Origin of the sequence: Prochlorococcus marinus CUG1435 (genome assembly GCA_017644375.1) — a bacterium.
Classification (GTDB): domain Bacteria; phylum Cyanobacteriota; class Cyanobacteriia; order PCC-6307; family Cyanobiaceae; genus Prochlorococcus_A; species Prochlorococcus_A marinus_AH.
Map to the genome: position 1 here is coordinate 1,518,063 of JAEPLP010000001.1, position 26,639 is coordinate 1,544,701.

The following is a 26,639-nucleotide window of genomic DNA, read 5'->3' on the forward strand; positions in this document are numbered from 1 at the left end:
ATAAAATCTAATATAATAGATCGGATATTTGTAATCAAGATTGATAACTATAAATGAGTTTAAATACTTTAGTTGATTATATTTCGAACTCACAAATTACTTCTGAATTAATAAAAAGAATTTCAAAAAATAATGAATTAAATATTGTTGGTTCAAGTAGATATGCAAAATCAATAATCTTAGATAGCATCGCAAAAAAAGAGGAAAAAAATATATTATTAATTTGTCCTAATGTAGAAATTGCATACAAATGGATTGGTTATTTTGAAAGTATAAATGATAAAGCAGTTTTATATTATCCTCCAACAGAACATCTACCATACGCATCAATTAATAAATCCAAAGAGATTGAATTTAGTCAGCTTACTGTTTTATCGAAATTAATAAAAAAAGAGAAAAATGAACTTAATATTGTTATATCAACTGAAAGATCACTACAACCTCATCTAATAAATAAAAACTTATTAATTGAAAACAAGTTAGATTTGCAAAAAGGGGTTCAAATCGAAATTCAAGAATTAGCAAATAAACTTACTTTGCTTGGTTATACGAAGGATAATATAACTTCAGCAGAGGGATTCTGGAGTAGGAGAGGGGAAATAATAGATATTTATCCTGTCAATAATGAGTTTCCTATAAGATTAGAATTTTTTGATAATGTAATTGAGAAAATAAGAGAATATGATCCCCATACACAGAAAACATTAGAAAGTATCAATAATATTGAAATAATCCAGGCTGGATTTGATTTGCTAATAAAAGATAAGTTAAATAATTTATCTAAGAACAGTATTTTTAATTCAGAAGATATAAATAAAAATAATCTTGATCGTTATTTGGGAATAATTGAAAAAGAACCCTCAAACATACTAGATTTTATCAAAAGGGAAACAATTCTTGTAATTGATGAATTAGAAGATTGTAAAAAATTTGCAAATAATTGGTATCTAGATTCAGAAAGCAATTTTGATAATTGTGCGTATGAATTAAATGAAAACCTTAAAAATAATGACATTAATTTAGAGGCCCAACCTAATCTGCATTTAAAGTTTGACAAAATATTAAATTCACTAGGAAATTTTAATTTAATAAAATTTTATGAATTTGAATCTAAAGCGAATATTGATAATAGGTTTTTATTAAACGACAAAAGATTAAATTCATACTCTAAAAATATAGGCAAATTATCCAATGATATAAATAAAAATATAAAAAATAATGAAAAAGTATGGATATTATCAGCACAGCCATTGAGAACTAGGACTTTACTTTTTGAGCACGATTGTAATACAAACTTCTTAAACAATTCTAATGATATTGATGAAGCATTTAAGTCAATTAATAATTCAACTCCTCTAATTATAAAAAATAAGAACAATTATGAAATCGAGGGTTTTTATCTTCCGATATGGAAAGTTGTGCTGATAACGGATAAAGAATTATTTTCACAACAATCTCTTTTTAATAATGTATTCATTAGAAGAAAAAAAAGAAGTGTCAATTCAAATATAAATGTAAATAAGATTATTCCCGGTGATTTTATAGTTCATAAAAATCATGGAATAGGAAAATTTTTAAAAATAGAAAAAATAAATATAACTGGAGATTCAAGAGATTATTTAGTCATTCAGTATAAGGATGGGAAAATAAGTGTTGCCGCTGATCAACTTGGCAGTGTTAACAGATATAGATCAAGCGGGAAAATAAAGCCGAAAATAAATAAATTAGGAGGGACTGAATGGGAAAGAATAAAAAATAAAAATAAGAAACAAATCAAAAAAGTTGCTGTCGATATTTTGAAACTTTATGCAAAAAGAGAAAAATTAAAGGGGCACATATACCCAGAAGATGGTCCTTGGCAAGATGAATTAGAGGAATCATTCCCTTATCAACCAACACCTGATCAAATTACCGCTGTAAAGGAAATAAAATCTGATATGGAAAGCGACAAGCCAATGGACAGGTTAATTTGTGGAGATGTAGGATTTGGCAAAACAGAAGTCGCTGTTAGGGCTATTTTTAAGGCTATTACATCAGGCAAACAGGTAATATTACTTGCCCCCACAACAATCCTAGCTCAACAACATTGGCGAACAATTAATAATAGATTTTCACCTTACCCAATAAAAGTTTCATTACTCAATAGATTCAAAACCGTTAATGAGAGAAAGGAAATCTATGCAGGGTTGAAAAATAACAAAATTGATTTAGTCGTAGCAACGCACCAAATTTTAGGAAAAGAAATTGAAATTAAAAACTTAGGACTACTTGTCATTGATGAAGAACAAAGATTTGGAGTAAGACAAAAGGAGAAAATAAAAAAATTCAAAACCAACATAGACGTTTTAACTCTCTCGGCAACTCCAATTCCAAGAACTCTTTATATGAGCTTATCTGGACTGAGACAAATGAGCTTACTAAATACTCCTCCTCCATCAAGAAGATCAATAAAAACATATCTATCTGAAATAGATATGGATGTTATAAGAACTGCAATTAATCAAGAACTTGATAGGGGGGGGCAAATATTTTATGTTCTTCCAAGAATTTCTGATATTGATCAAGCTGTTTACAAATTAAAAAATATGTTCCCCAACCTAAAATTTATTATTGCTCATGGGCAAATGAATGAAACAGAGCTTGAAAATGCAATGATTGCTTTTAATAATGGAGAAGTTGATCTAATGATATGCACAACGATAATTGAAAGTGGATTAGACATCCCTAAAGTAAATACAATTATTATTGAAGATTCTCACAAATTTGGACTTTCACAACTTTATCAACTTAGAGGTAGAGTTGGAAGGAGCGGTTTACAAGCACATGCTTGGTTATTTTATCCAAATATAAATAAAATTAATGACGCTGCAAAACAAAGATTAAAAGCGATAAAAGACTTTTCGGAATTAGGAAGTGGATACCAACTTGCAATGAAAGATATGGAAATAAGAGGAGTAGGTAGTTTACTTGGAGAAGAACAAAGTGGAAAGGTTAATGCTATTGGATATGATTTGTATATAGAAATGCTCCATGAGGCTATTTCAGAAATCAGTGGACAAGAAATACCAGAAGTTAGCGACACACAAATTGATCTTCCAATAAATGCATTTATACCTGCAACGTGGATATTAAACAGAGAAGAAAAACTGGAAGCTTACAAATCTGTAACTGAATGTTCTAACAATAATGAATTAACTGAATTAGCAACAGATTGGGTAAATAGGTATGGAACTTTGCCCAAACCTGTTGAGTCTCTAATTCTTTTGATGAGACTAAAGTTAATTGCAAAAAAATGTGGTTTCCACAAAATCAAACTTAAAAAACCAAATATCCTAATAGAAACAAAATTAAAAAAATCTACCTTTAAGATATTTAAAAATTCATTACCTAGTAGTATTCAAAATAAATTTAATTTTGATGAAGTAGAACAATTTTCAATAATTACCATAAGGGGTTTGGGAGTTACTGAAATTCAAAATCAAATTGACCAACTAATGCTTTGGTTTGGGTTATTTTTAAAAGAAATCAATAATTTCGAGAAAAATCTTAGTAAAAAAGAATAAATTATTAAATAATCAGTTAATATCCGCGAATGAGTTTAATTTCGGTTAACTTAGAATAAAATTTTTTATTTATGGGTGAATATATAGACGTTGGAATTCAATCCTCAATATTACCAGTAACCATCCTTTTTTCATCTGTCATTTTTGGTATTTACGCAATATTCGGAACTGAGACAGAAAATGATGATGATGACTCTGATTCCGGCAGCGGGGGCTTAATGCAACCAATCTGAAATTATTTATAGCTTATTTTCCTTGTTCTTCTTCTAGAAATCTTAAATATCCTATATAAAGATCCTACTAATAATATTAAACTAATCAAATAAGAAACAATAATAAAAAATATAAGAAAAACCTCATATAAATTTGAAAATAGATCAATAATTAATAAAAAAGATTTGTTCAAAGTTGTAGGTAAATTTTTTAAAATCAAGTTTTTATTAGGTATTAAATAATTAATATAAACTAAAAAAATGCTCAAAATAAACATCAAAGCTGATTCAAAAAATAATTTTCTCTTGGATTTTCTTCTTAAACTTAATTTTTTTTTAAAAATATATTTATTTGAATTCATATTCAAATTAGGTATTTTTAAATCTGCCATAGATAACGACTCAAAGAATAAATTATTAGTTTTCCAGAAAAGAAATTAACCTATACTATCGTGTTTGTATTTATGATGCTAATAGGTCTTTATCGTTGATTTATTAATTCCTTATTCTCTTTATCTTCAACAGGATTATAAAAATAAATAAAAGTAGAGGAGACTAAAATTAAAGAAAAAATTGCTAATAAAGGAGGAATAATGAAATTGAAAAATTTAAGTTTATTATTCAAACTAAATCTTACTTTATTGGTAATATTTTTTGTTAAGACAGTTTTTTTAAATCTAACTTTTGTTGATTCATTTAATTGATCAAAACAATTTATGGTGTCTGACAATAATGAATTGCCAATCTTTAAAATTAATGGCTCTACATTTGGTTTTGAGCTCTTGAGAACAATATTATGTATGTGAATATTGTCAGGCTTTATATCAATTAATTTAGACTCATATATTGGGATTTGGTTTTTGATTAAAAGATTTGAATAAATATAGAAAGCATCCATAATAGGTTCTAAATGTTCAATTTTGCCTTCAATAAGTGGTTTATCTAGAATGGTTAATTTCCATTGCGAAATTATTGATATTTGATCATTTGTTTCATTATTTGAATAATCTGGCAATCCAAATATTTCGAGACTCACCGAAGATTGATGAAAAGATAATTTATTTTGTAGCATGTTAATAATCGAATAGAAAATTCTTCAACTTTTGATAACCCTGGTTTGAGATACAAAGGGATAAGGTAAGCAAAGACTTAATAATAATTTCATCATTTTTAGTTTGATTTAAAAGCTTTTTAACTCTCATACTGTCTGTATTAAATCTCTCTTTTATCAACTCAATAAATCTCACATTAAAGTCATTCCAAATAACTGGATTCATTTCAAGATCTTCTTTTGATTTAAGTATTTCTCGGATATAGGGATATAAATATTTAGACATTTCAGCAGTGATTTTAATTAAGGCCTCAAATTCATCTAGATTAATATTGTTATTCACAAAGGATTTTCTCAATGGATTATTATTCCTTAATTTCCAAATAGTAACTTTATTTGGCAAAACATCATTTAAGTCAAGTCTATTTGATAGAGCGTAAAGAGATTGTATCCCATTTAAATCGATAGTCTCAAGAATTAATAATAATAAATCAAGCTTCTCTATAGATTGCCTTGAAACCTGATTTCCTTTAAATAAAACTGTGATTGCTCTTGATTAAAATTTAAAACAATTATAACAGAAGTATCATTCCATTTTTTTAAATAAAAATGAATATAACTTGTCAAGTTCTTCAATAGTTAGCATTCCATAACTCCATAACAAGATAGGTAGTGAAGTGTTATTTTTTTTAGATAATTTTATACCAAGTTCAATTGATGACTCATCTAAACCTATCTCTTTGAATAAATAAATTATCATCTCTTTTGATATATTGTTATTCATTTATTTTGTTTAATTCTTGAGTAAATGAGAGATTTAGTCATTTGATTAAGTACTAATTTTCTTATAAAAAGAAAATTATTTAAAAGTACAAATGAAAATCTTCTTATTGGAAATAGGAGAGGGTTCCTATTTGCAAAAAGAACGATCAAAGAGTCGGTTACTAAAATTGTAAAAATAATATCTAAAATCCTACTTGAAAAGTACTTGAATTTAAATAAGATCAAATCCATCTTAGTAATAGCTATATTTTTATTAAAAATATCAAAAATAGTATTAACATCTCGCCAACAACTATTAAGGCCTTGACCGCCTACAGGATGAAACGTATGGAATGAATCACCTACAAGAACAATTTTTTTTAAATTTAAAACTGGTAAATTCAAGGATAATGAGACAGGAAATATATTAAAACCTCCAATTATTTGATCTAACTTAAATTCAGAAGGCAAGATAGTTGATAAATTATCCATCAAAAAATTTTTATCAGAATTTAACCTTTCAATAGACTTTAATGTACTAGAAGTCCAAATTACTTGATATAAGTTTTTTTCTAAAGGTAATAAAGCAAGTGGGCCTTCTTTTCTGAAAATTTCGTAAGCACGCTTTTCACAATTACCTCTAAGTATTACCTTAAACGTTAAACAAGACTGATTATAGGATTTTTTTATATCTACAAAATTTATCAATTTTTTATCAAGTGAGTTTGCTCCAGTGGATAAGAATTGATAATCAAATAATATTTTTTTACTCAACAATTTTTGTGGAGTCATAAAAAAAATATTTTCATAATTATCAATCTCTTGAAAAAATACATCCATAAGATCTGAATGTTTAACTACCCACCCAATATTTCCAAGAGAACTTATATCGTCATCTAAATCAGAAATTGTTAAGTTGGTGAATGTTGAAGTTACACTGTCTGTTATTGAAAGAGTATCAAAGCCGAATAAGTATGGTTCTAATTTTTCCCAAAGTCGAAATTTAGATAAAATTTTTCTTGTTGAGTGAGTAATTGCATAAGTTTTATCTTTATCAATTAGTCTATCCTTTGTTAATAAATCAGTTAAAAAAATATCACAATCAAATTTTGAAAGTGCAATTGATAGTAATAAACCTGTTGGACCAGAACCAACAATTTTAAAATTAAATTTTTTTTTCATCGGATGATATAGTTATCAACTATCTATTCAAGTAAATATAGCAAATTTCCTCGAATGCTGGTCTTAATAAATAAGGGTACTCACCAACCCATAAATTAATTTCTGGCAACCAAGCATCAGTCAAATAAAAGTCTCTGTCAAAATTACGATAATTAGATGTTAATAAACATCTAATACTCGAACCCACTCTAATTTGACTGTGCTTATTTTCCATGGGGAAACTTAACTTTTCTAAATAACCATCTTCATCTTCTAATTCAAGGACTAACCAAGTCCTTTTATTTTCAATTACTTCTAATCTACCTTGCCTATTAGATTGTTCTCTTGAACTTTCAATCTTTTCTGTTTTATAGATATCTGATACATAGCCATCAAATATAGAAAAAAATTTGTATTTTCTTAGTTGCAAATTCTTTCTACTTGATTCAAGAATTGGGCCCCAGATGATATACAAAAAGAAAGCTACACATAGCAATAACCAGAAATTATTTGTTTGATCTCCAGTTGAACTAATAATTAATGAAATGAATCCTCCAATGGAGGAAACTATTACTCTCTGAAGTATTTTTCTTGGATTACCCAGGGTGTATTTAAATTGACTTCCAGTACCAACTGCGGGAATAAGTTTTGAAATTTTATTAGAATTTATTGGAATTAGCATATTAAAAAATTAATTTTTCAAGTCCGTAAACTAAAGATTCATATTTACCTATTTTTTTAACCACTCGTAAAACACCAGGCATATAAGCCTTCCTATCAATTGTGTCATGCTTAATTGTGTAAGTTTCACCTGGTGATCCCATGATTACTAACTGATGGGCTAATAATCCTGGTAATCGTACAGAATGTATATTGATTCCTGAATCTCTGACCCCACCTCGCACACCTGTTAGTGACTCAAACTCTTTTACTAAATTCTGATTAAATTTCTTCGGGTACTCTTCAATCATCTCTGCAGTTTTTATACAAGTTCCACTAGGAGAATCAGCCTTTTGATTATGATGCATCTCAATTAATTCAATATTGTCATAAAACTTTGCTGCTACAGATGCTGCCTGCTGAAGAAGAACCATGCCTACTGAAAAATTAGGAATTATTGCACAACCAACAGATGCCTTCTGAGCAAAAACAGATAAATCTTTTATTTGCGAAGGGGTAAGACCTGTTGTTCCTACAACTGGTGATATACCATATGCGATAGCTGATCTTGTGTTCTCATATACAGAATCAGGATGAGTAAAATCAACCAGAACAGGTTTGATATTTTCATTTCTGTAATTCTGACTAACTGAACATAAAGTTCCTTCAAAGTCATTTGAAACAAAAACATCACATTTTTTTACTTTCAATAATTCTGAAATATTTGAACCCTTGTTCTTTTCGTTTATGTCAATTGCGGCAACAAGTTCACAATCTGTAGAATTTAATATAGTATTCACAACTTCGCTACCCATTCTGCCTAAAGCTCCGGAAACAAGTACTGGAATAGGTTTTTGAGAATTTTCAATCATTTTTATAAAAAATCTTTTTTTAAAGGATGTTACACGCTATTTATATTGCACACAATAACGTCTTTTCATTCGTAGTCTGGTAGAAATACTTAAAAGAAAATCAATGTTTACGCAGGTCCGCTCAGCAAACCGCAGAGTATCTCCTGTTGAGGATAACAAACACAAAGTTGTTATAAAAGCAGTTTATGTTGTCCTTGAGCCACAATACCAAAATTCCTTAACGGAAGCTGCAAAGTCAATAAATGAGATGAATGGGCCAATAGGCATTGATCTATGTGGTTATCTTATCGAAGAACTTAGAAATGAAAGTAACTATGAGGATTTTAAAGAAGATATAGCAAATGCAGATATATTTGTTGCTTCTCTAATATTTATAGAAGATCTGGCTCAAAAAGTAGTTGATGCAGTTTCTCCATACAAAGATAAGCTTAAAGCTTCAATTATCTTTCCCTCTATGCCAGAGGTTATGAGATTGAATAAACTAGGTTCTTTTAGTATGGCCCAACTTGGTCAATCTAAAAGTATTATTGGAGATTTAATAAAAAAGAAAAAAGAATCTGATGGAGCAAGCTTCCAAGATTCAATGCTGAAACTATTAAATACATTACCTTCCATACTTAAATATTTACCCGTAGAAAAAGCTCAAGATGCTAGAACATTCATTCTGAGTTTTCAGTACTGGTTAGGTGGTACTACTGAAAATTTAAAAAACTTCTTGTTAATGATTTCTGAAAAGTACGCAGTTTCAGAAAACATAAAAGATCAAATAGAAGAATTCAAAATTCAAGACCCTGAGACATTCCCAGATTTGGGAATTTGGCATCCTCTTGCTCCCTGTATGTTTGAAAGTCTTAAAGAATATCAAAATTGGGAAAATAACAGAAAAGATATAAAACCTAAAGATGATAAAACCCCAACAATAGGTTTAGTGCTTCAAAGGAGTCATATAGTTACCGGAGATGATGCTCATTACGTTGCGGTTATTCAGGAACTGGAATATAGAGGAGCAAGAGTACTTCCTATCTTCTGTGGAGGTTTAGATTTTTCTAAGCCAGTCAATGAATTTTATTATGATTCATTTAATAAGGATATACCTATTGTAGATGGAGTAGTATCTTTGACAGGATTTGCATTGGTTGGAGGTCCAGCAAGACAAGATCATCCTAAAGCTATTGATGCCCTCAAAAAGTTAAACAGGCCTTATATGGTAGCACTTCCATTAGTGTTTCAAACTACTCAAGAATGGGAAGATAGCGACTTAGGATTACACCCAGTTCAGGTAGCTCTTCAAATCGCCATTCCTGAACTAGATGGGGCTATAGAACCCATAATTCTTTCAGGGCGAGACGATGCCACAGGTAAGGCACATACACTCCAAGATCGAGTAGATGTAATTGCTGAAAGAGCCATAAAATGGTCAACTTTAAGAGTAAAAAATAGAAAAGATAAAAAATTAGCTATTACTGTATTTAGTTTTCCTCCAGATAAAGGAAATGTAGGAACGGCAGCATATTTGAATGTTTTCGGTTCAATATACAGAGTACTTCTTGAAATGAAGTCAAAAGGTTATCAAATAGAAGGACTTCCAAGTAATTCAAAAGAATTAATGGAAAAGGTAATTAATAACCCTGAAGCCATGGATGGTTCACCAGAACTAAATATTGCTCATAAAATGTCAGTAAAAGAATATGAAGAGTTCACACCATATTCACAAAGACTTGAAGAAAATTGGGGTAAACCCCCTGGCAACCTAAATAGTGACGGACAAAATCTTCTTATATATGGAAAACATTTTGGAAATGTCTTTATAGGAGTTCAACCTACATTCGGTTATGAAGGTGATCCAATGAGATTACTTTATTCTAGAAGTGCAAGTCCTCACCATGGTTTTGCTGCTTATTACACTTATGTAGAAAAAATCTGGAGTGCTGATGCTGTTCTTCATTTTGGCACTCACGGCTCACTTGAGTTTATGCCTGGGAAACAGATGGGAATGAGTGATACATGCTATCCAGATTCTCTAATAGGATCATTGCCTAATTTGTATTACTATGCTGCGAATAATCCCTCTGAGGCAACAATTGCGAAGAGAAGGGGATATGCCTCAACTATTAGCTATCTGACCCCTCCTGCAGAAAATGCTGGACTATATAAGGGACTTAAAGAACTAAGCGAACTCGTCGCTTCATATCAACAATTAAGAGAAAATAGTAGGGGTATTCAAATTGTAAATGCAATAGTTGAGACTTCTAAACAATGTAATCTTGACAAAGATGTCGAACTTCCTTCAAAACACGTAGAAGAACTTTCCATAGATGAAAGAGATTTATTTGTTGGGAATGTCTATAAACAGTTAATGGAAATTGAAAGTAGATTATTACCATGTGGTCTCCATACGATTGGAGAAGCTCCAACTGCAGAAGAGGCGGTAGCAACACTTGTAAATATTGCCTCTATAGAAAGAGAACAAGAGGAGTTAAGATCCCTTCCAGGACTACTTGCAGAATCAATAGGTCTGACTATTGAAAAAATTTATGATGGTAATAATAAAGGAGAATTAAAATTTGTAGAGTTAAATGAAAAAATAATTAAAACAGCAAGAGAGTCGATTTTTGCAATGGTCAACTCTCTAAAAATTGTTGATGGCAGGGTTTATTTAGAAAAATCACTCCTTTCCAAACTTTTTGACTTCCTCAAAGTGTTTGGCTTAAATTTACCTACTCCTTGGCTAAGAATCTGTAGATTAAATGGATTTAACGAAGTTAATCAGAAGGAATTAAATAAATTATTTGATTACCTACTTTTCTGTTTGGAACAGGTCTGTGCAGACCAAGAAATGGATAGCCTCATTAAAGCATTAGATGGGAATTACGTTTTACCTGGACCAGGTGGAGATCCCATAAGAAATCCAGGTGTTTTGCCCAGTGGTAAAAATATCCATGCCCTTGATCCTCAATCGATTCCAACTACAGCAGCAGTAGCTGCTGCAAAATCTGTTGTTGACAAATTAATTGAAAGACAAAAAGAAGAGCAAGGGAGTTGGCCTGAAACAATAGCTTGTGTTTTATGGGGTACTGACAATATCAAAACTTATGGAGAATCATTGGCACAAATCTTATGGTTTGTTGGGGTAAAACCAAAACCAGATTCGGTTGGGAGAATCAACAAATTAGAACTAATACCTTTACAAGAATTAGGTAGGCCAAGAATAGATGTAGTAGTTAACTGTTCTGGAGTATTTAGAGATCTATTTATCAATCAAATGGCATTAATAGATCAGGCAGTCAAATTAGCTGCTGAGGCTGATGAACCTTTAGAATCAAATTTTGTAAGGAAACATTCATTAGAACAAGCAGAAAAAGAAGGTACCTCTATTAGAGAAGCTTCAGCGAGAGTATTCTCTAATGCAAGCGGTAGCTACAGTTCAAACGTTAATTTAGCTGTTGAAAATTCAACATGGGAGGAAGAAAATGAATTACAAGAAATGTATTTATCACGAAAAACATATGCTTTTAATGCAGATAATCCAGGTGAAATGAATCAAAAGAGAGAGGTATTTGAATCTGTAATGAAAACAGCAGATGTTACATTTCAAAACCTTGATTCTTCAGAAATTTCCCTGACAGATGTAAGTCACTATTTCGACTCAGATCCAACAAAATTAATTAAAACTCTAAGAGATGATGGCAAAGAACCAAATAGCTATATAGCTGACACTACAACTTCCAATGCACAAGTTAGAACACTCGGAGAAACTATCAGATTAGACTCAAGGACAAAACTTTTAAATCCCAAATGGTATGAAGGTATGCTCAAGTCAGGTTATGAGGGAGTTAGAGAACTTTCTAACAGACTTAATTACACTCTTGGTTGGAGTGCAACAAGTGGTCAAGTAGATAATTTTGTATATGAAGAAACTAATGAAACATTTATAAATGATGAAGAGATGAGGAAAAGATTAATGGATCTAAACCCGAATAGTTTTAGAAGAATAGTTGGCACTTTACTAGAGGTTAATGGTAGAGGATATTGGGAAACATCAGATGAAAATATAGAACAGTTAAAAGAACTTTACCAAGAGGTAGAAGATAAAATCGAAGGCGTTAAAGAATAATATTTTATTACTTTCTGTTAACCCTATCAGAAACTTTTAGAATTTGATAATTCAGTTTTACATTGTGAACTCTCACAATATCGATATTAAAATGTGAACAAAGACAAGTTATTGCCAATGTTCCAATATCTCTATTTTTAGGATTTATTTCATTTAAAATTTCTCCTATAAATCTTTTCCTTGATGCACCGATTAGGATTGGGAAATTTAATTTTTTGAATACGTCCAAGTTTTTTAAAATTTCAATATTTTGATTTATATCTTTTGAAAAACCAATTCCAGGATCTACAATAATATTATTTTTTGATATTTTTTTTTCTAAAGCATTTTTTATCAGGATCTCAAGAGAGGACTTAACTTCACTTAATACATTATTGTATTTAGAAAGTTCATTCATATTTTGACTATTACCGCGACTGTGAGTAATAACAAATGGGCAATTAAATTTTGAAACCACATCCAAAATTTCCTTATCCCTTCTTCCTCCAGTAATATCATTTATCCAATTAGCGCCATTTAAAAGTGCTTCGTAAGCAACATCAGAATTAAATGTATCAATAGAAATTAAAACATCTGGATATTCAGATTTTATTAATTTTAAATAAGGAATCAACCTTTTTTTTTCTATGCTTGACCCTACTTCTTCGGCTCCAGGCCTAGTACTTTGAGCACCAAGATCAATAATATCAACTCCATTATGCAAAAATTGATTAACTTGATCTAATACCTTTTTTGAAGTATTTAAATCTCCACCATCACTAAATGAGTCAGGAGTTAAATTAATAACCCCCATAATTGAAGTCTTTTTTCTCCAGCCTTTAGGCCATGGATTTTTCTTATTTGTAATTTGCAATTCTTGCAAAACTATTAGGATCTAATGAAGCCCCCCCAACTAAGACTCCATCTATATCACTCATCGACATGATTTCATCAATATTATTTGGTTTAACTGATCCCCCATATTGAATAATCACATCTTCAAAACCTATTAATTTACGAATCAAAGAACAAATCTGATTAGCATCTTTAGCCTCACATGTTTTACCTGTACCAATAGCCCAAATTGGTTCATAGGCAACTATGAGATTTGATGGGTCTGTATTTTCAAGCCCTTGTTCAACCTGTCTAGTAATAACTCTAATTGCTTCTCCTCTTTCTCTTTGTTCTAATGTTTCTCCAACACAAACTATAGGAGTAAGTCCACTAGATTGAGCAAAAACTGCTCTTTTATTAATTTGTTCATCACTTTCACTAAAATATTTCCTAGGTTCACTATGACCAACTATTGCATATGAAACTCCATGCTCTAAAAGCATTTTTGGAGATATTTCAGCTGTAAATGCTCCTTTATCTTCCCAATGAATATTTTGACTGGAAATATTTAAATAATCGAAATCAGAATGATTAGCAACGGTTGAAATAGCTGTAAAAGGTGGAGCAATAACAATTTTGCGATCATCCATTATGTTTTTTATTAAAGGGATGAACTCCTCCAAATATGACTTTGCTTCAGCACAAGTCATGTGCATTTTCCAATTACCAGCAATAACAGATTTTCTCAAAATATTATCTCCAAGAAAATTATATTAATATAGATTGAGCTTAATCTGCTATCTATTCAAAAATTAATTCATTTTTTAGAAATATAACTTTATCTCCCTTTTTTAACTTTCTCCCTCTACGAGTTTCAATTACACCATTAACTATGACAGAACCAGAATTAATAAGAATTTTAGCCTCACCTCCAGAAGATACCAAATTTTTCCATTTTAAGAATTGAACTAATTTCATTGTTTTTTATACCAGAAGATATTGATAAAGTAGGATTAATAATAAAATATATAATATCTTGAGATTAATACCTCCAGTCAGACCATATTCAAATAGGTTTATTAAAGGTTTTCTTTGCATGCTTATTTACGTAGCTTGTTGGCCTTTGCTAGCTTATTTTGCAGGAAACTTAATCCCAGCAATTGGATCTGGTAATCTTTCAAAAGTTTCTAGCATAATAATTAAGTCTTTAGTAGTATTTTTAATTCAAAAAACTGCTCAATTTGGACAAGATGTTTTCATAGCTAAACCTTCATTAGAAATAAGTGAAGTAATGAGAGGAAATTTATTTAGCAAAATTCAAAAAATAGATATGAATTCTGTTAAAAAAATATCCGCAGGAGATATCACATATAGACTTACAGAAGATGTAGATAGAGTAAGCGAAGTAATTTATAAAACAGCTCAGGATACTATTCCTTGTACCTTACAATTATTGGCTGTAATAATATATATGTTTTATTTAGATTGGTCACTTACAATATCAACATTTGTATTGGCACCACTGATTATTCTTTCAGTTAATAGTTTTGGGAAAAGAGTTTTATTTGCTTCTGAAAAGAGTCAAGAGACAACAAGTAACTTAGCAGGTTTAATAGGCGAATCTATGAATGGCATGTCAACAATAAGAGCTTTTGCTGCCGAAAATTGGATTGAGAATAGATTTTATAAAAGGTTAAGTGCGAATAAAAATGCAAAATTTAAAACATTAAAATTACTTGCATATCAACATCCAGTCGTAGGGTTTATAGAAGCATTTGGAATATTAGCAATATTAGGTTTAGGCGCAGCAAGAATTAACCTAGGGCTTCTAACAAGTGAAGAATTTAGTAGTTTTTTTGCTGCAATACTAATGCTTATTGATCCAATAAGTCATGTAAGTACAAATTTTAATGACTATAAACAAGCAGAGGCTTCGATTAAAAGGTTGAAAAAAATAAATTTAGAACCTATTGAAGATGATAAAGAAGATTTAATAAGGGTATCAAATATTGAAGGGGGAATAAGTTTCAAGAAAGTTAATTTTGAGTACAAAAAAAATAATCAAGTTCTTAGAAATATAAATTTAGAAATTAAAAAAGGGGAAGTTACGGCTTTTGTTGGAGCTTCGGGGGCTGGCAAAAGTACAATGATGGCTTTGATATTAAAATTTATAACTCCAAATTATGGAGATGTATTTATTGATAATATAAATCTTAAATTATTAAAAACAAAAGACATAAGAAAAAACATTGCTCTAGTTCAACAACAGCCTTTTTTATTTTCGGGAAAAATTATTGATGTAATAAAAATGGGTAGGAAATTTACTAAAGAAGAAGTTATAGAATCAGCAAAAATAGCTAATGCTCACCTCTTCATTCAAAAGCTACCAGATAAATATGAAACTGAAATAACTGAAAGAGGGTCAAATTTTTCAGGAGGTCAGATCCAAAGGATAGCTATTGCAAGAGCAATTCTTGGAAACCCATCAATTCTCCTTTTAGATGAAGCTACTAGTGCATTAGATGCAGAATCAGAATCAGAAGTTCAAGAAGGACTCAACCGAGCAATGAAAAATAGAACTGTTATCGTAATTGCTCATAGATTAGCCACAACTCAAGAGGCAGATAAGATTGTTGTATTCGATAAAGGTGAAATAATTGAGGTTGGAAAACATATTGATTTACTAAATAAAAAAGGAATTTATAAAGAATTATGTGAAAAACAGTTGATAAAAAAAATATAACTCTATTTTATTTAGTAAATACTTAAACCTATGAGTGAAATCAAAAATGATTCAAAAAACCCAGTTTTAACCTTTGAAGGGAAAAAATATTTAATAAATGAACTTTCTAATGAGATAAAAGAATCTATAAAAGCTTTGCAAATAGCGGAAACACAACTTAAGATGCATGAGGATACTTTGAAATTACTTTCAATAAGTCGAAATGCTTTAGCTAATCAATTAAGAGATAAATTAAAAAATTAATATTAAATTTAATAATTATGGATTTCTTGTAGAGAGTACGTATCTATCTTATTGCTTTGCAAAGCTTTTATCGCTTTAATGGCGGCCTTTGCTCCTGGAATAGTTGTAAAAGTAGGAATATTATATTCTAAAGCAGCACGTCTTAAATATGCATCATCATGAAGAGCCTGAGATCCTATTGGAGTATTAATTATTAATTGAACAAGTCCCGAGCGAATTAGGTCCTCTATATTAGGTCGGCCTTCATGTACTTTTAACACTTTTTCAACTTTAATTCCTAAATCTAACAAATACGCAGAAGTTCCTTTTGTTGCGATTAATTTAAATCCTAATATCAACAATTCCCGAGCAATTTCTTCAAGATTTTTTTTATCTAAATCGTTTGTAGACAGAAAAGCTACTCCCTCAGAGGGAACACCATTTCCTGCTGCCAATTCGGACTTTGCATAAGCAATCCCAAAATCTTTAGCTAAACCCATAACTTCTCCAGTAGATTTCATTTCAGGACCAAGAAGTGTATCAGAGCCAGGAAATCTTTTAAAAGGCAAAACAGCTTCTTTAACTGCTTGATATTTTGGAAAAAATTCTTCAGTAAAGTTAATATCTTCTAATGTATAACCTTGCATTAACTGGGTAGCTAATTTGGCTACTGGCTTACCTATCGCTTTTGAAACGAATGGAACTGTTCTTGAAGCTCTTGGATTGGCTTCAAGAATAAATAGTTTGTTTTCTTCATTATTTAAATTTGTCACTGCAAATTGCAAATTAATTAAACCAACAACATTTAGTCTTTTTGCAATTAATTTTGTCCAGTGCCTAACCGTATCTAAAGTGGAAGCTGAAAGGGAAATAGAGGGTAAACAACAAGCTGAATCTCCAGAATGAATTCCTGCCGGTTCCACATGTTCCATTAGGCCGGCAATAACTACCGAACCAACTGAATCACATAAAGCATCAACATCTATCTCAATAGCATTATTCAAATATTGATCAAGGAGGATTGGATGCTCAGGCGATACCTTAACTGCTTCAGAAATGTATCTTGACAATTCATCTTCATCTTTAACGATTTCCATTGCCCTGCCTCCTAAAACATAAGAGGGTCTCACAACTAAGGGGAATCCAATTTTTTTAGCTACAATTTCTGCCTCATTTTGATTACGAGCTATACCGTTTAAAGGTTGCCTAATACCTAATTCCTCAAGAATTTTTGTAAATTCCTCTCTATCTTCAGCTAAATCTATAGAGATTGGGGAGGTTCCAAGAATTTTTGTTCCAGTTTTGAGCCCTTCATTAGTTTTAAGCCATTTAAATAAAGGTAAAGATAATTTCAGAGGTGTTTGTCCTCCAAATTGAACAATCAAACCATATGGATTTTCAACTTCTATTATGTTAAGTACATCCTCCAAAGTCACAGGTTCAAAATATAAAATATCGCTAGTATCGTAATCTGTTGAGACTGTTTCAGGATTACTATTAACCATTATTGTTTTGCAACCATTTATAGAAGCTTGATATGAAGCATGACAACAACAATAATCAAATTCTATTCCTTGACCAATTCTGTTTGGACCTCCTCCTAGAATCATAATTTTTTTTGATACATTATTTTTTGAAATCTCACTATCAAAATTTTGAGAATTTAAATTTATAAAAGATTCTTCATAAGTTGAATAATGATAAGGAGTTGAGGAGGAGAACTCTGCTGAACAAGTATCAACAGTTTTATAAATTGGTATTATGTTAAGTTCTTTTCTATATTTTCTAATTTCAAAAAAATCATTACAAGTTAACTTCGCTATTTGTTGATCTGAAAAACCTAATTGTTTAGCATGTAGCATCAAATCTCTATCTAGATCATAAAGTTCTTTCCCTTTTAAAAAATAATATTCAAAATTAAAAATATTTCGTAATTTTTCTATAAACCATAAATCTATGTTAGTGACTTCTTGAATATAAGAATTAGTTTTTCCAAGCTCCATAGCTTTTTTGATTATGAGAATTCTTTCAGATGTAGGGATTCTTAAACTATTATTTAAATCATTCTCGTTCTTAAATTCATCTAGTGAATCACATTCCCATCCATAAATATCTACTTCTAAGGACCTTAATGCTTTCTGAAATGATTCTTCAAAAGATCGACCGATTGCCATTGACTCTCCTACCGATTTCATAGCAGTGCTTAAGGCATTTGAAGAACCTTTAAACTTTTCAAAAGCAAACCTAGGAATTTTGGTAACAATGTAATCAATTGAAGGTTCAAAACATGCAGGTGTTTTTTTGGTGATATCATTAATAATCTCATCAAGTGTATAGCCAACAGATAATAAAGCTGCAATTTTTGCTATTGGGAATCCAGTTGCTTTACTTGCCAAAGCAGAGGATCTACTTACACGAGGATTCATTTCTATGACAATTACTTCTCCATTAGTTGGATTTAATGCAAATTGAATATTACTCCCTCCAGTTTCAACTCCTACCTCTCTAATGATTTTTAATGATAAGTCCCTTAACCTCTGATACTCCTTATCTGTTAATGTCTGCGCAGGAGCTACAGTAATTGAGTCTCCAGTGTGCACACCCATTGGGTCTAAATTCTCAATACTGCAAACTATTACCACATTATCTGCTTTATCTCTCATAACCTCTAATTCAAACTCTTTCCAGCCGATAAGTGATTTTTCAATCAATATTTGACTGCTTGGACTTTCCTCTAAACCTGTTTTACATAATTCCGAAAATTCTTCAAGGTTATAAGCAATACCACCTCCTACACCACCCAAAGTAAAAGCTGGCCTTATTATAAGGGGATAAGAATTGATATTTTTTGAAACCTCTATAGCCTCAGTTAGGTTAGAAGCTATACCAGAGGGACATACATTAACATTTATTTTTTCCATCGATTCTTTAAATAATTTTCTATCTTCAGCTTTGTTAATAGCTTCTAAATCAGCCCCAATTAGTTCAACATTATTATTTTTTAAAAAGTCTGATTCTGATAATTTCACCGCAAGATTCAATGCAGTTTGACCTCCCATAGTAGGTAGAATTGCATCAGGTTTTTCTCTTAAGATAATCTGAGAAACGATTTCAGGAGTCAATGGCTCTATATACGTTTTGCTTGCAATTTCAGGATCAGTCATTATTGATGCTGGATTTGAATTTATCAATATAATTTCATAACCAGCTTTTTTTAAAGCTTTGCAAGCTTGAGTACCAGAATAATCAAATTCACAAGCTTGTCCTATAACAATTGGGCCTGAACCTAGAATAAGAATTCGTTTAATATCACCTCTTTGAGGCATAATTTAAAAACATCATTTATTTCATGCTACTTATAAATCATCAGATGTTAATCAAGTTACTTGAAAAGCAACATTTGTTTCTATAGTATTGAAAGAAATAAATTTTTTATGAGCGAACTTCAACGGCTTAAAAGTTTGTTGCCTCCAGAGAATGAAAGTTGGGTATTTATTGAAGCTGCTGCTGCTATAGACCCACCGTTAATTACACTTGAGGAAATTGGTCGTGACGAAGTAGAAATCCAAATTGATTTAGATGAATGGGATAACTTTGCTATTGACCACAGAAATTTATTATTTTGGCATGAGGTAGGTAAAATTCAGAATGACACTATTCCAAGAGATGGTTGGGAGATGGCAGCTCTTGCAATAGGCCTTGGAGGGGCAATTGGTGAATTGTGGGTACAAGATGGATTACTTTTATTATTAGCCCTTGGGTTATCAAGTTTTGCAGGATATAGACTATATATAAAAAATAATTCTGAAAAAAAACTCCAAGATGCTATTTTTGCAGATGAAAGAGCCATAGATCTTGCTTGCAGATTTGGATATAGTGTTCCAAATGCTTATAAAAGTCTTGGAGGAGCATTAAAAGAGTTAATAGATAAAACAAGAAAAAAGAAAAAAAGAAGTTTCTTTGAGGATAGATTAGATGCATTAAGAAAAAGTGCTGAAAAAGCTAGATCAGAATTATCCCAGCAAGAAGGTTCAGAAAAATCAGTCTCAAGTGAAAATGTATATGGACAATAAAAGTTTAGTTCTAATGGCGGCTAAAGCATGTGATGAAAAAAAGGCAAAGGATATTAAACTTATAAAAATAGATAAAGTATCTTTCATAAGCGAATGGATATTAATTGCAGAGGGATTATCTGATGTACAAGTAAGGGCAATAACAAACTCTGTAGAGGGAGAGTTGAGAGATAAGGCCAGAATTGAACCAATAAGAAAAGAAGGAGTTAATGAAGCTAAATGGGCTTTACTTGATTATGGTGATTTAATTGTAAATATTTTTCAACCAGAAATAAGAAAATTTTATGATCTTGAGTCATTCTGGAGTAATGGAGATAATCTTATATTTCCATAATTTTTATTTATGAATGACTCTATATGTCCAGTTCCTAGGGAGCAACAACCAACAAATGAATTTATCGAATTATCAAAATCAACTATTTTTTCTTGGCCAAAAACAAAAAAATCTCTAACTATTGTATTGATTAAATTCTGGCTCGGTGCATTTGCCTTGTTTCTTATTATTTCTTCTGGAAGTATTTATTTCAAAACATCCATTTTAAAATATACTCTATTGAGTTTATTTAGTAGCATATCAGTCCCTCTTTTAATTTCTATAAGGTTATATCTTGGTTGGAATCATGTATTTAAAAGATTGAATTCTGAAAGAGTTGAGTACGAAGAATCAGGTTGGTATGACGGTCAAGTATGGGAAAAACCATTAGTTCTAAAAGAAAAAGAATCACTTATTGCCTCAATAGAAGTTAAACCTATCTTAAAAAATTTAATTCAAACTTTTTCTATATTCTTAATCTTAGCTTTATCAGGAATTTTACTTTTTCAATATAATTTCTAAATGAGTTCAAACTTTAAAAACTTATACACATCAAATAATCCCCCTTTACAAGCTACCTTGATAAGAGGTTCAAAAATTGAGTCAATTCATAAAATTCATGCAGTTGTTAGCGACAAAAAAGGAAGGGTTTTAATGTGCGCGGGAAATCCAGAATATAGTAGTTTCATAAGATCATCCCTTAAACCATTTCAAGCAATACCTTTTATTAGCAGTGGCGCTGCATCAAAAATCAATAATGCTTCAAAATCAATTGCAGTAGCATGTGGCTCGCATAGTGGATCAAAACTCCATTCAAGGGAAGCATTCAAAATTTTATGGGAATATGATATCGACATTAATCATTTGAAATGTCCAAAATCAAGGACAAGTCCATTAGAGCATAATTGTTCAGGTAAACATGCTGCATTTTTAGCAACATGCAAAAAATTGAATTGGCCATTAGATACTTATTTAAAAGGGGATCATCCTCTGCAAATCGAAATATTCAGAATAGTTTCCGAATTGCTTGAAATCCCCATTTCTGAGATAAAAGCAGAACGTGATGATTGTGGCGCACCAACTCTTTATTTAAAACTAATAGAAATGTCAAAACTATATTCACTTCTGAGCAGTTCTGACAATGCTGAATTAGAGCAAATAAGTAGAGCTATGACTACTAATCCAATAATGATAAGTGATAATAATAGATTTGATACAGAAATTATTAAGGCTTCTCATGGACAAGTTATTAGTAAAGGAGGTGCAGAAGGAATACAGTGTCTTTGCAAGGTAAACGAAGGAATTGGAATAGCTTTAAAAGTCGAAGACGGATCAAAAAGAGCCAAACATGCTGTTAGTCTTCACTTACTGAAACAGTTAGAGTGGATATCTGACTTAAGAATTCAAGATATTGAAGATAAGGTTTTTAACTTCTCAGAAGGCGTTCAAATTGAAGTTAAAGGTCAATTAAAGTTCCAAGAATCCTAAAGAAATAAAAAAAATTACCCTTTCAGATGTATGCTATGTATATGTCGCGGGGTAGAGCAGTCTGGTAGCTCGTCGGGCTCATAACCCGAAGGTCGGAAGTTCAAATCTCCCCCCCGCCACCATTTAGAAGCAGCTTCAAAGCTGCTTTTTTAGTATTTGCAGTAGTTACAGCAATTATAAAGTTTATAACTTCTTAACTAAAAATAGTTAATTAAAAATTATTTGAGATCTTTTTGAATAGAGAATTTCAAGTCAACTCTAACTAATAGACCAATAATGATAAACAATATTCCAATGTATGAGTTCAAAGATAGGTCCAAAAATATTAAAGTAATTTTCTAACTAAATTTTAACTCATAAATCACATCTATTAAATAAGCCAATAAAAAAGAATTTTAAAAAATCTGAATTTTGAACATTTTCATCTTGAATTACAAATTTAATTAAGTAAAGTTAAAACTATCTAATTTGGAAAATTATATGCAGGATTTACTTCAGCGTGATTTAGGTTCAAGCTTGTTATCAATAGCTGTAATATTAGGTTGGTTAGGTCTGTTTTTTGTTTTTTTGAGAGTATTAACGATTTCAATAAAGAGAATCCTTGAAGCTGTTTTCAAAAAATCGTAATTATTGAAATAAATCAATAATTCTGAATTAATCGCATAAATCCTTCACCACTAGGTATAATGACCTAAAAAATGTCAATTTTAGATAAGGTTAAGATAGGAAATTCTGTTCAAGTTAACCTAGAACTATCTAAGGATAGACTTACCAAAGAAACTATTGATGCGATAAATGTTTCTTCATTGGGTAAGATAAGTGATTTCAGAATAACTGATGGCAAAGGTATTGGAGTTGTCTTGCAATTGTCTAATGGTAAAGAGCAATGGTTTTTTGAGGATGAAATTGATCTTCTCGACGAAAATGGTAATGTGATTAAAAAAAATAATGATAAAAAAGAAAATAGTAATTTTATATTTGATTTTTTAAGAGGATTAAATTATGAAAATAAAAATAAAGTAAGCGAGTTACTTAATCCAATTAACTTTTTTATCTGGCTGGTTGTATCGTTTAAAGATATTTTTTAATTGGTTAAAAAATTTTCTACAATAAAAATAATTTAAGGATTTATTTAAATATAAAATTTCAGCAATTAAAAATTTAAATGGTACAAAATATTATCGATGTAAGAAATTTATCTAAGTCATTTGATATCGCTTCCAAAGAACCTGGCTTAAAAGGAACAATTAAACATTTTTTTAGAAGACAAACAAAAAGTTTAAAAGTTATAAAAGATATAAGTTTTGAAATTAAAGAAGGAGAAATAGTAGGCTTTCTAGGTGCTAATGGAGCTGGGAAAACAACAATCTTAAAAATGCTTTGTGGCTTAATTTATCCAAGTGAAGGTTCGATTTTGGTTTCAGGCTACTTACCTTTCAGGAGAAAAGAAAATTTCCTAAAGAATATCACGTTAATAATGGGACAAAAGCAACAGCTTATTTGGGATCTTCCGCCAATTGAATCATTCTATTTGAATGCATCAATATACGACTTAGATAAGTTCGAAGCTAAAAAGAGAATAAAAAAACTATCGGAAATGCTTGAAATTGATGAAGAGCTATTCATACCTGTTAGAAAACTTTCACTAGGTCAGCGTATGAAATCAGAATTACTAGCAGCTTTGATACATGAACCAAATATTCTATTTTTAGACGAGCCGACACTCGGATTAGATATTAATGCCCAGAGAAATTTAAGAAAATTCCTTCAAAAATATAATAAGGAAACTAATGCAACGATATGCCTAACTAGCCATTACATGAAGGATATTACATCTCTATGCAAGAGAGTTATATGTGTTCATGAAGGGGCTATATCATATGATGGGAACCTTGATCTGTTATTAAAAAAACTTTCTCCTGTTAAAGAAATATTAATAGTTTGTCGTTCAGAAGAGGATGCAATTAAATTAGAAAATTCCGGTTTTACTGTTAAAAATAAAATAAAGAATGAAATCACTATTGAAATTGAAAACAACTCTATTACCTCTTCACTGAAAACTATCCTAAATAATTTTAATATTGAAGACCTTTTTATAAATGAACCACCCATAGATGAAATTATTGGGAAAATATTAATCAAAAAAAATTATGATATCTAATTTGATTAACCGTAAAATATTCACTTTATTGAAAGTCCAATATTCAAACATGTTGGAATATAGGGTAGAAATTGCATTGTGGGCAATTTCAGGGATTATTCCTTTTTTCATGTTAAATATTTGGACAAACAATAATCTAAATGAATCTATAAACATTAGTGATGCATTACTTTCTAGATATTTCTTATCTGCTTTTTTTGTAAGACAGTTTTCTGTAGTTTGGGTTGTATTTAGTTTTGAAGAGGATTCTCTTATGGGGAAAGTATCTCCGTATTTAATCCAACCTTTAAATCCATTTTTCAGATATTTTGCACAACATCTTGCTGAACAGATAACAAGATTTCCTTTCGCGCTAATAATCGCATTTTTCTTTTTTATTTTTAATCCAGAAAGTATATGGATGCCAAATTTAGGTATTTTACTCTTATCCATAGTATCTACTTTCTTATCCTTCTTGATCCAATTTTTAATTCAGTCAATAGTCGCATGTCTATGTTTCTGGACAGAGAAAGCTTCCTCGATAGAAAGATTGTTATTTATTCCAACTTTATTTCTCTCAGGTCTTTTAGCACCAGTAGTTTCATTTCCCCAATATGTTAGATCTTGGATTTATTTGACTCCTTTTCCATATCTAATTGATTTCCCTGCAAACTTACTGTCAGGTAATGAAACAAATATTATTGGTGGATTAAGTATGCAAATTCTATGGATTTTTTTACTTTTCCCTTTATTTAAGAAAATCTGGTCTGAAGGAACAAAAAAATATACAGCTATGGGGTCATGAATTTAATAAAATATCTTAAAGTTTATAAAAAATTCTTACATACTTCTTTAGCTTCTGAATTGGAGTATAAGACAAATATATTAGTTGATTTAATTACTGCAATTTTAAGTTTAGTAGGGAGTACTTTTCTCTTATCTATTTTCTTTCAAAATAGTGGATATATTGGAGGATGGAAATTTGAACAGGCACTAATAATCCAAGGTATTTATACAATTTTGAATGGAATAACAAATACATGGTTCAATCCAAATCTTACAGAAATAGTTAAATATATAAGAGAAGGAACATTAGACTTCGTACTTATAAAACCTATTGATAGTCAATTTTTTATTTCATTAAAAAAAATAAATCCATCTGGATTTTTAGAAATTATGCTTGGATTTTTCTTGTTGTTCTTTTGCATAAGAATAAATCAAATAGATTTAAGTTTAAGTTTTCTGACCCTAGCCCTGATTACATTAAGCTGCTCGATTTGTATTTTATATAGCTTATGGTTTTTTATATCTACTACTACTATTTGGTTTGTTAAGACTTGGAATGCAATAGAAGTATTAAGATCATTTCTTTATATTGGAAGATTTCCTCTAAATTCATTTTCATTTTCTTTAAGAATATTTTTTAGTATTTTCATTCCTATTGCTTTTATAACTACAATACCTTCTGAAGTTTTCCTAGGACTTTCTCAATTGTGGAAAATATTGCTTGAAGTTATTGTTGCAACAGTATTTCTTATAACTTCAAGAAAGTTCTGGTTATTTGCATTAAAATTCTATTCATCAGCATCTAGCTAACTATTACTTAATAACCTCCCTGCAAAATTCCCAAATTTGTTGTTTGCTTTTCAGATTAGAAAGCCTAGATAATTTCTTAAAATGAGGTTTAGATTTTTCAACAGATAAAATCCTACAGTTGTATTCAATTTTATGATTTCTAGATATGATTCCTAATTTGAGTGCAACATCACAAAGGATAATTATTAGCGCGATAACAGAAACAATTTTAAAAACATTTGATAACGACTTTGAATAATTTTCACTTTCAGTTTTTAATTCAAGTTTCATTATTTAACTATATGCTGAGGACATTTAATTGCCGCAATAGCAACAGCTGTAACTTTAAAATTTTCTGATTTCTCAATTACGTTTTTTACTTCTAATGGTCCAAATTTATTACTTGCATCACTGTAAGAGAGAAGTAAAGATTTATAATTGTCATGGCCTAGATCTCTATATTTACAAAAATTATCTCCTACAAAATTTAACAGAGTTAATAAGGTTAATTCAATCATTAAAGTTTTTAACTAACAAAGTCTTTACGAATAATACAATGCTCAGCATTTTAAACAAGTTTAATAACTCTAAACACTTGAAATCTTGAAATAAGAATTTTCCTGATTAATTAAAATTTTGAAAATTATTTCAAAATTAAAAGGTTCTCATATATATAAATTACTAAAGCACTATCTATAGTGTATTGAATACGTTCTTGTTGCACTACAGGTAGGGGGTTGCAATTTTTAAGAAATTGGTTTAAAAATAAGGTTCCCCATCACCCGGCCTTACGATTGTAAGGCCTTTTTTTATGTTTTTTAAATAAAGTTTAAAAGTATTATTAAATAAAACGAGTAATACAGTAACTCCTTTTACA

Annotated in this window: 25 protein-coding genes and 1 tRNA gene; 14 read left to right on the plus strand and 12 right to left on the minus strand. The window is 30.2% G+C overall.

The window, feature by feature from the left end; all coding sequences use genetic code 11:
• Positions 1 to 53 precede the first annotated feature (53 nt).
• Entirely contained in the window at positions 54 to 3,563 is a 3,510-nt protein-coding gene (gene mfd / locus JJ844_08635; GenBank protein ID MBO6975743.1) for a transcription-repair coupling factor, read from the plus strand.
• Positions 3,564 to 3,634: 71 nt separating this feature from the next.
• A complete protein-coding gene (locus tag JJ844_08640; protein ID MBO6975744.1) occupies positions 3,635 to 3,796 on the plus strand; it encodes a hypothetical protein in 162 nt (53 codons plus the stop codon).
• 460 nt (positions 3,797 to 4,256) lie between these two features.
• Here JJ844_08640 and JJ844_08645 read toward each other — a convergent pair whose 3' ends face one another.
• The 6 genes from JJ844_08645 to JJ844_08670 all read right to left on the minus strand — a co-directional run bounded on the left by JJ844_08645 (position 4,257) and on the right by JJ844_08670 (position 8,281).
• A complete protein-coding gene (locus JJ844_08645; protein ID MBO6975745.1) occupies positions 4,257 to 4,847 on the minus strand; it encodes a DUF4335 domain-containing protein in 591 nt (196 codons plus the stop codon).
• A 1-nt stretch (position 4,848) separates the two neighbouring features.
• Positions 4,849 to 5,331, minus strand: coding sequence for a DUF3038 domain-containing protein (locus JJ844_08650; GenBank protein MBO6975746.1), 483 nt, complete (start codon positions 5,329 to 5,331; stop codon positions 4,849 to 4,851).
• Positions 5,332 to 5,412: 81 nt separating this feature from the next.
• Positions 5,413 to 5,610, minus strand: coding sequence for a DUF2949 domain-containing protein (locus tag JJ844_08655; protein ID MBO6975747.1), 198 nt, complete (start codon positions 5,608 to 5,610; stop codon positions 5,413 to 5,415).
• On the minus strand, positions 5,607 to 6,770 hold the full coding sequence (locus JJ844_08660) for a 2-octaprenyl-6-methoxyphenol 4-monooxygenase (GenBank protein MBO6975748.1): 1,164 nt from the start codon (positions 6,768 to 6,770) through the stop codon (positions 5,607 to 5,609). Before JJ844_08660 ends, JJ844_08655 begins: the two co-directional genes overlap by 4 nt.
• Before the next feature lie 19 nt (positions 6,771 to 6,789).
• Positions 6,790 to 7,431 carry a hypothetical protein gene (locus JJ844_08665; protein ID MBO6975749.1) on the minus strand — a complete coding sequence of 214 codons (642 nt, stop codon included), beginning with the start codon at positions 7,429 to 7,431 and terminating at the stop codon, positions 6,790 to 6,792.
• Between the two features lies 1 nt (position 7,432).
• On the minus strand, positions 7,433 to 8,281 hold the full coding sequence (locus JJ844_08670; GenBank protein ID MBO6975750.1) for a 4-hydroxy-tetrahydrodipicolinate reductase: 849 nt from the start codon (positions 8,279 to 8,281) through the stop codon (positions 7,433 to 7,435).
• 103 nt (positions 8,282 to 8,384) lie between these two features.
• Here JJ844_08670 and JJ844_08675 point away from each other — a divergent pair, with 103 nt between their 5' ends.
• Entirely contained in the window at positions 8,385 to 12,395 is a 4,011-nt protein-coding gene (locus tag JJ844_08675) for a magnesium chelatase subunit H (protein ID MBO6975751.1), read from the plus strand.
• Between the two features lie 7 nt (positions 12,396 to 12,402).
• On the opposite strand, the gene folP is transcribed toward JJ844_08675, so the two are convergent.
• Genes folP through JJ844_08690 form a run of 3 tightly spaced genes read right to left on the minus strand, consistent with a single transcriptional unit; the run spans position 12,403 to position 14,186 of the window.
• Positions 12,403 to 13,248 (minus strand): dihydropteroate synthase, encoded by an 846-nt coding sequence (gene folP, locus JJ844_08680; protein ID MBO6975752.1) that lies wholly within the window; start codon positions 13,246 to 13,248, stop codon positions 12,403 to 12,405.
• Entirely contained in the window at positions 13,232 to 13,957 is a 726-nt protein-coding gene (locus JJ844_08685; GenBank protein MBO6975753.1) for a triose-phosphate isomerase, read from the minus strand. The genes folP and JJ844_08685 overlap by 17 nt, the downstream gene beginning before the upstream one ends.
• Before the next feature lie 52 nt (positions 13,958 to 14,009).
• Positions 14,010 to 14,186, minus strand: coding sequence for an RNA-binding S4 domain-containing protein (locus JJ844_08690; protein MBO6975754.1), 177 nt, complete (start codon positions 14,184 to 14,186; stop codon positions 14,010 to 14,012).
• Positions 14,187 to 14,244: 58 nt separating this feature from the next.
• Here JJ844_08690 and JJ844_08695 point away from each other — a divergent pair, with 58 nt between their 5' ends.
• Both JJ844_08695 and JJ844_08700 read left to right on the plus strand, forming a co-directional pair.
• The gene (locus JJ844_08695; GenBank protein ID MBO6975755.1) at positions 14,245 to 15,951 is read left to right on the plus strand and encodes an ABC transporter ATP-binding protein; all 1,707 of its coding nucleotides are present in this window, start codon (positions 14,245 to 14,247) and stop codon (positions 15,949 to 15,951) included.
• Between the two features lie 30 nt (positions 15,952 to 15,981).
• The gene (locus JJ844_08700) at positions 15,982 to 16,194 is read left to right on the plus strand and encodes a hypothetical protein (protein MBO6975756.1); all 213 of its coding nucleotides are present in this window, start codon (positions 15,982 to 15,984) and stop codon (positions 16,192 to 16,194) included.
• Between the two features lie 8 nt (positions 16,195 to 16,202).
• Here the strand turns inward: JJ844_08700 and carB are convergent, their stop codons facing one another.
• Positions 16,203 to 19,499 carry a carbamoyl-phosphate synthase large subunit gene (gene carB, locus JJ844_08705; protein MBO6975757.1) on the minus strand — a complete coding sequence of 1,099 codons (3,297 nt, stop codon included), beginning with the start codon at positions 19,497 to 19,499 and terminating at the stop codon, positions 16,203 to 16,205.
• A gap of 108 nt (positions 19,500 to 19,607) precedes the next feature.
• On the opposite strand from carB, the gene JJ844_08710 reads away from it, so the two are divergent.
• The 9 genes from JJ844_08710 to JJ844_08750 all read left to right on the plus strand — a co-directional run bounded on the left by JJ844_08710 (position 19,608) and on the right by JJ844_08750 (position 25,783).
• Positions 19,608 to 20,246, plus strand: a complete 639-nt coding sequence (locus JJ844_08710; protein ID MBO6975758.1) for a DUF3318 domain-containing protein — start codon at positions 19,608 to 19,610, stop codon at positions 20,244 to 20,246.
• Positions 20,236 to 20,580 (plus strand): ribosome silencing factor, encoded by a 345-nt coding sequence (gene rsfS, locus JJ844_08715; GenBank protein MBO6975759.1) that lies wholly within the window; start codon positions 20,236 to 20,238, stop codon positions 20,578 to 20,580. The genes JJ844_08710 and rsfS overlap by 11 nt, the downstream gene beginning before the upstream one ends.
• A gap of 9 nt (positions 20,581 to 20,589) precedes the next feature.
• Positions 20,590 to 21,081 carry a CGLD27 family protein gene (locus JJ844_08720; protein MBO6975760.1) on the plus strand — a complete coding sequence of 164 codons (492 nt, stop codon included), beginning with the start codon at positions 20,590 to 20,592 and terminating at the stop codon, positions 21,079 to 21,081.
• Positions 21,082 to 22,047, plus strand: a complete 966-nt coding sequence (locus JJ844_08725; protein MBO6975761.1) for an asparaginase — start codon at positions 21,082 to 21,084, stop codon at positions 22,045 to 22,047.
• A 45-nt stretch (positions 22,048 to 22,092) separates the two neighbouring features.
• Positions 22,093 to 22,169, plus strand: a tRNA-Met gene (locus JJ844_08730).
• Between the two features lie 576 nt (positions 22,170 to 22,745).
• Entirely contained in the window at positions 22,746 to 23,135 is a 390-nt protein-coding gene (locus JJ844_08735; GenBank protein ID MBO6975762.1) for a DUF2862 domain-containing protein, read from the plus strand.
• A gap of 77 nt (positions 23,136 to 23,212) precedes the next feature.
• Positions 23,213 to 24,208 (plus strand): ABC transporter ATP-binding protein, encoded by a 996-nt coding sequence (locus JJ844_08740; protein ID MBO6975763.1) that lies wholly within the window; start codon positions 23,213 to 23,215, stop codon positions 24,206 to 24,208.
• Positions 24,198 to 24,992, plus strand: a complete 795-nt coding sequence (locus JJ844_08745; GenBank protein MBO6975764.1) for an ABC-2 family transporter protein — start codon at positions 24,198 to 24,200, stop codon at positions 24,990 to 24,992. Before JJ844_08740 ends, JJ844_08745 begins: the two co-directional genes overlap by 11 nt.
• Complete coding sequence (locus tag JJ844_08750; GenBank protein ID MBO6975765.1) at positions 24,989 to 25,783, plus strand: ABC-2 family transporter protein; 795 nt, start codon at positions 24,989 to 24,991, stop codon at positions 25,781 to 25,783. The genes JJ844_08745 and JJ844_08750 overlap by 4 nt, the downstream gene beginning before the upstream one ends.
• A 3-nt stretch (positions 25,784 to 25,786) precedes the next feature.
• Here JJ844_08750 and JJ844_08755 read toward each other — a convergent pair whose 3' ends face one another.
• A complete protein-coding gene (locus JJ844_08755) occupies positions 25,787 to 26,053 on the minus strand; it encodes a hypothetical protein (GenBank protein MBO6975766.1) in 267 nt (88 codons plus the stop codon).
• Positions 26,053 to 26,280: a hypothetical protein gene (locus tag JJ844_08760; GenBank protein ID MBO6975767.1), complete on the minus strand. Its 228-nt coding sequence runs from the start codon at positions 26,278 to 26,280 to the stop codon at positions 26,053 to 26,055. The genes JJ844_08755 and JJ844_08760 overlap by 1 nt, the downstream gene beginning before the upstream one ends.
• Positions 26,281 to 26,639 lie beyond the last annotated feature (359 nt).

What these genes read in the sequence shown, in the direction of transcription:
- mfd (MBO6975743.1), top strand. Translation starts at nt 54, where the DNA reads ATGAGTTTAAATACTTTAGTTGATTATATTTCGAACTCACAAATTACT.
- JJ844_08640 (MBO6975744.1), top strand. Translation starts at nt 3,635, where the DNA reads ATGGGTGAATATATAGACGTTGGAATTCAATCCTCAATATTACCAGTA.
- JJ844_08645 (MBO6975745.1), bottom strand. Translation starts at nt 4,847, where the DNA reads ATGCTACAAAATAAATTATCTTTTCATCAATCTTCGGTGAGTCTCGAA.
- JJ844_08655 (MBO6975747.1), bottom strand. Translation starts at nt 5,610, where the DNA reads ATGAATAACAATATATCAAAAGAGATGATAATTTATTTATTCAAAGAG.
- JJ844_08660 (MBO6975748.1), bottom strand. Translation starts at nt 6,770, where the DNA reads ATGAAAAAAAAATTTAATTTTAAAATTGTTGGTTCTGGTCCAACAGGT.
- JJ844_08665 (MBO6975749.1), bottom strand. Translation starts at nt 7,431, where the DNA reads ATGCTAATTCCAATAAATTCTAATAAAATTTCAAAACTTATTCCCGCA.
- JJ844_08670 (MBO6975750.1), bottom strand. Translation starts at nt 8,281, where the DNA reads ATGATTGAAAATTCTCAAAAACCTATTCCAGTACTTGTTTCCGGAGCT.
- JJ844_08675 (MBO6975751.1), top strand. Translation starts at nt 8,385, where the DNA reads ATGTTTACGCAGGTCCGCTCAGCAAACCGCAGAGTATCTCCTGTTGAG.
- JJ844_08690 (MBO6975754.1), bottom strand. Translation starts at nt 14,186, where the DNA reads ATGAAATTAGTTCAATTCTTAAAATGGAAAAATTTGGTATCTTCTGGA.
- JJ844_08700 (MBO6975756.1), top strand. Translation starts at nt 15,982, where the DNA reads ATGAGTGAAATCAAAAATGATTCAAAAAACCCAGTTTTAACCTTTGAA.
- carB (MBO6975757.1), bottom strand. Translation starts at nt 19,499, where the DNA reads ATGCCTCAAAGAGGTGATATTAAACGAATTCTTATTCTAGGTTCAGGC.
- JJ844_08710 (MBO6975758.1), top strand. Translation starts at nt 19,608, where the DNA reads ATGAGCGAACTTCAACGGCTTAAAAGTTTGTTGCCTCCAGAGAATGAA.
- rsfS (MBO6975759.1), top strand. Translation starts at nt 20,236, where the DNA reads ATGGACAATAAAAGTTTAGTTCTAATGGCGGCTAAAGCATGTGATGAA.
- JJ844_08720 (MBO6975760.1), top strand. Translation starts at nt 20,590, where the DNA reads ATGAATGACTCTATATGTCCAGTTCCTAGGGAGCAACAACCAACAAAT.
- JJ844_08725 (MBO6975761.1), top strand. Translation starts at nt 21,082, where the DNA reads ATGAGTTCAAACTTTAAAAACTTATACACATCAAATAATCCCCCTTTA.
- JJ844_08735 (MBO6975762.1), top strand. Translation starts at nt 22,746, where the DNA reads ATGTCAATTTTAGATAAGGTTAAGATAGGAAATTCTGTTCAAGTTAAC.
- JJ844_08740 (MBO6975763.1), top strand. Translation starts at nt 23,213, where the DNA reads ATGGTACAAAATATTATCGATGTAAGAAATTTATCTAAGTCATTTGAT.
- JJ844_08745 (MBO6975764.1), top strand. Translation starts at nt 24,198, where the DNA reads ATGATATCTAATTTGATTAACCGTAAAATATTCACTTTATTGAAAGTC.
- JJ844_08750 (MBO6975765.1), top strand. Translation starts at nt 24,989, where the DNA reads ATGAATTTAATAAAATATCTTAAAGTTTATAAAAAATTCTTACATACT.
- JJ844_08755 (MBO6975766.1), bottom strand. Translation starts at nt 26,053, where the DNA reads ATGAAACTTGAATTAAAAACTGAAAGTGAAAATTATTCAAAGTCGTTA.
- JJ844_08760 (MBO6975767.1), bottom strand. Translation starts at nt 26,280, where the DNA reads ATGATTGAATTAACCTTATTAACTCTGTTAAATTTTGTAGGAGATAAT.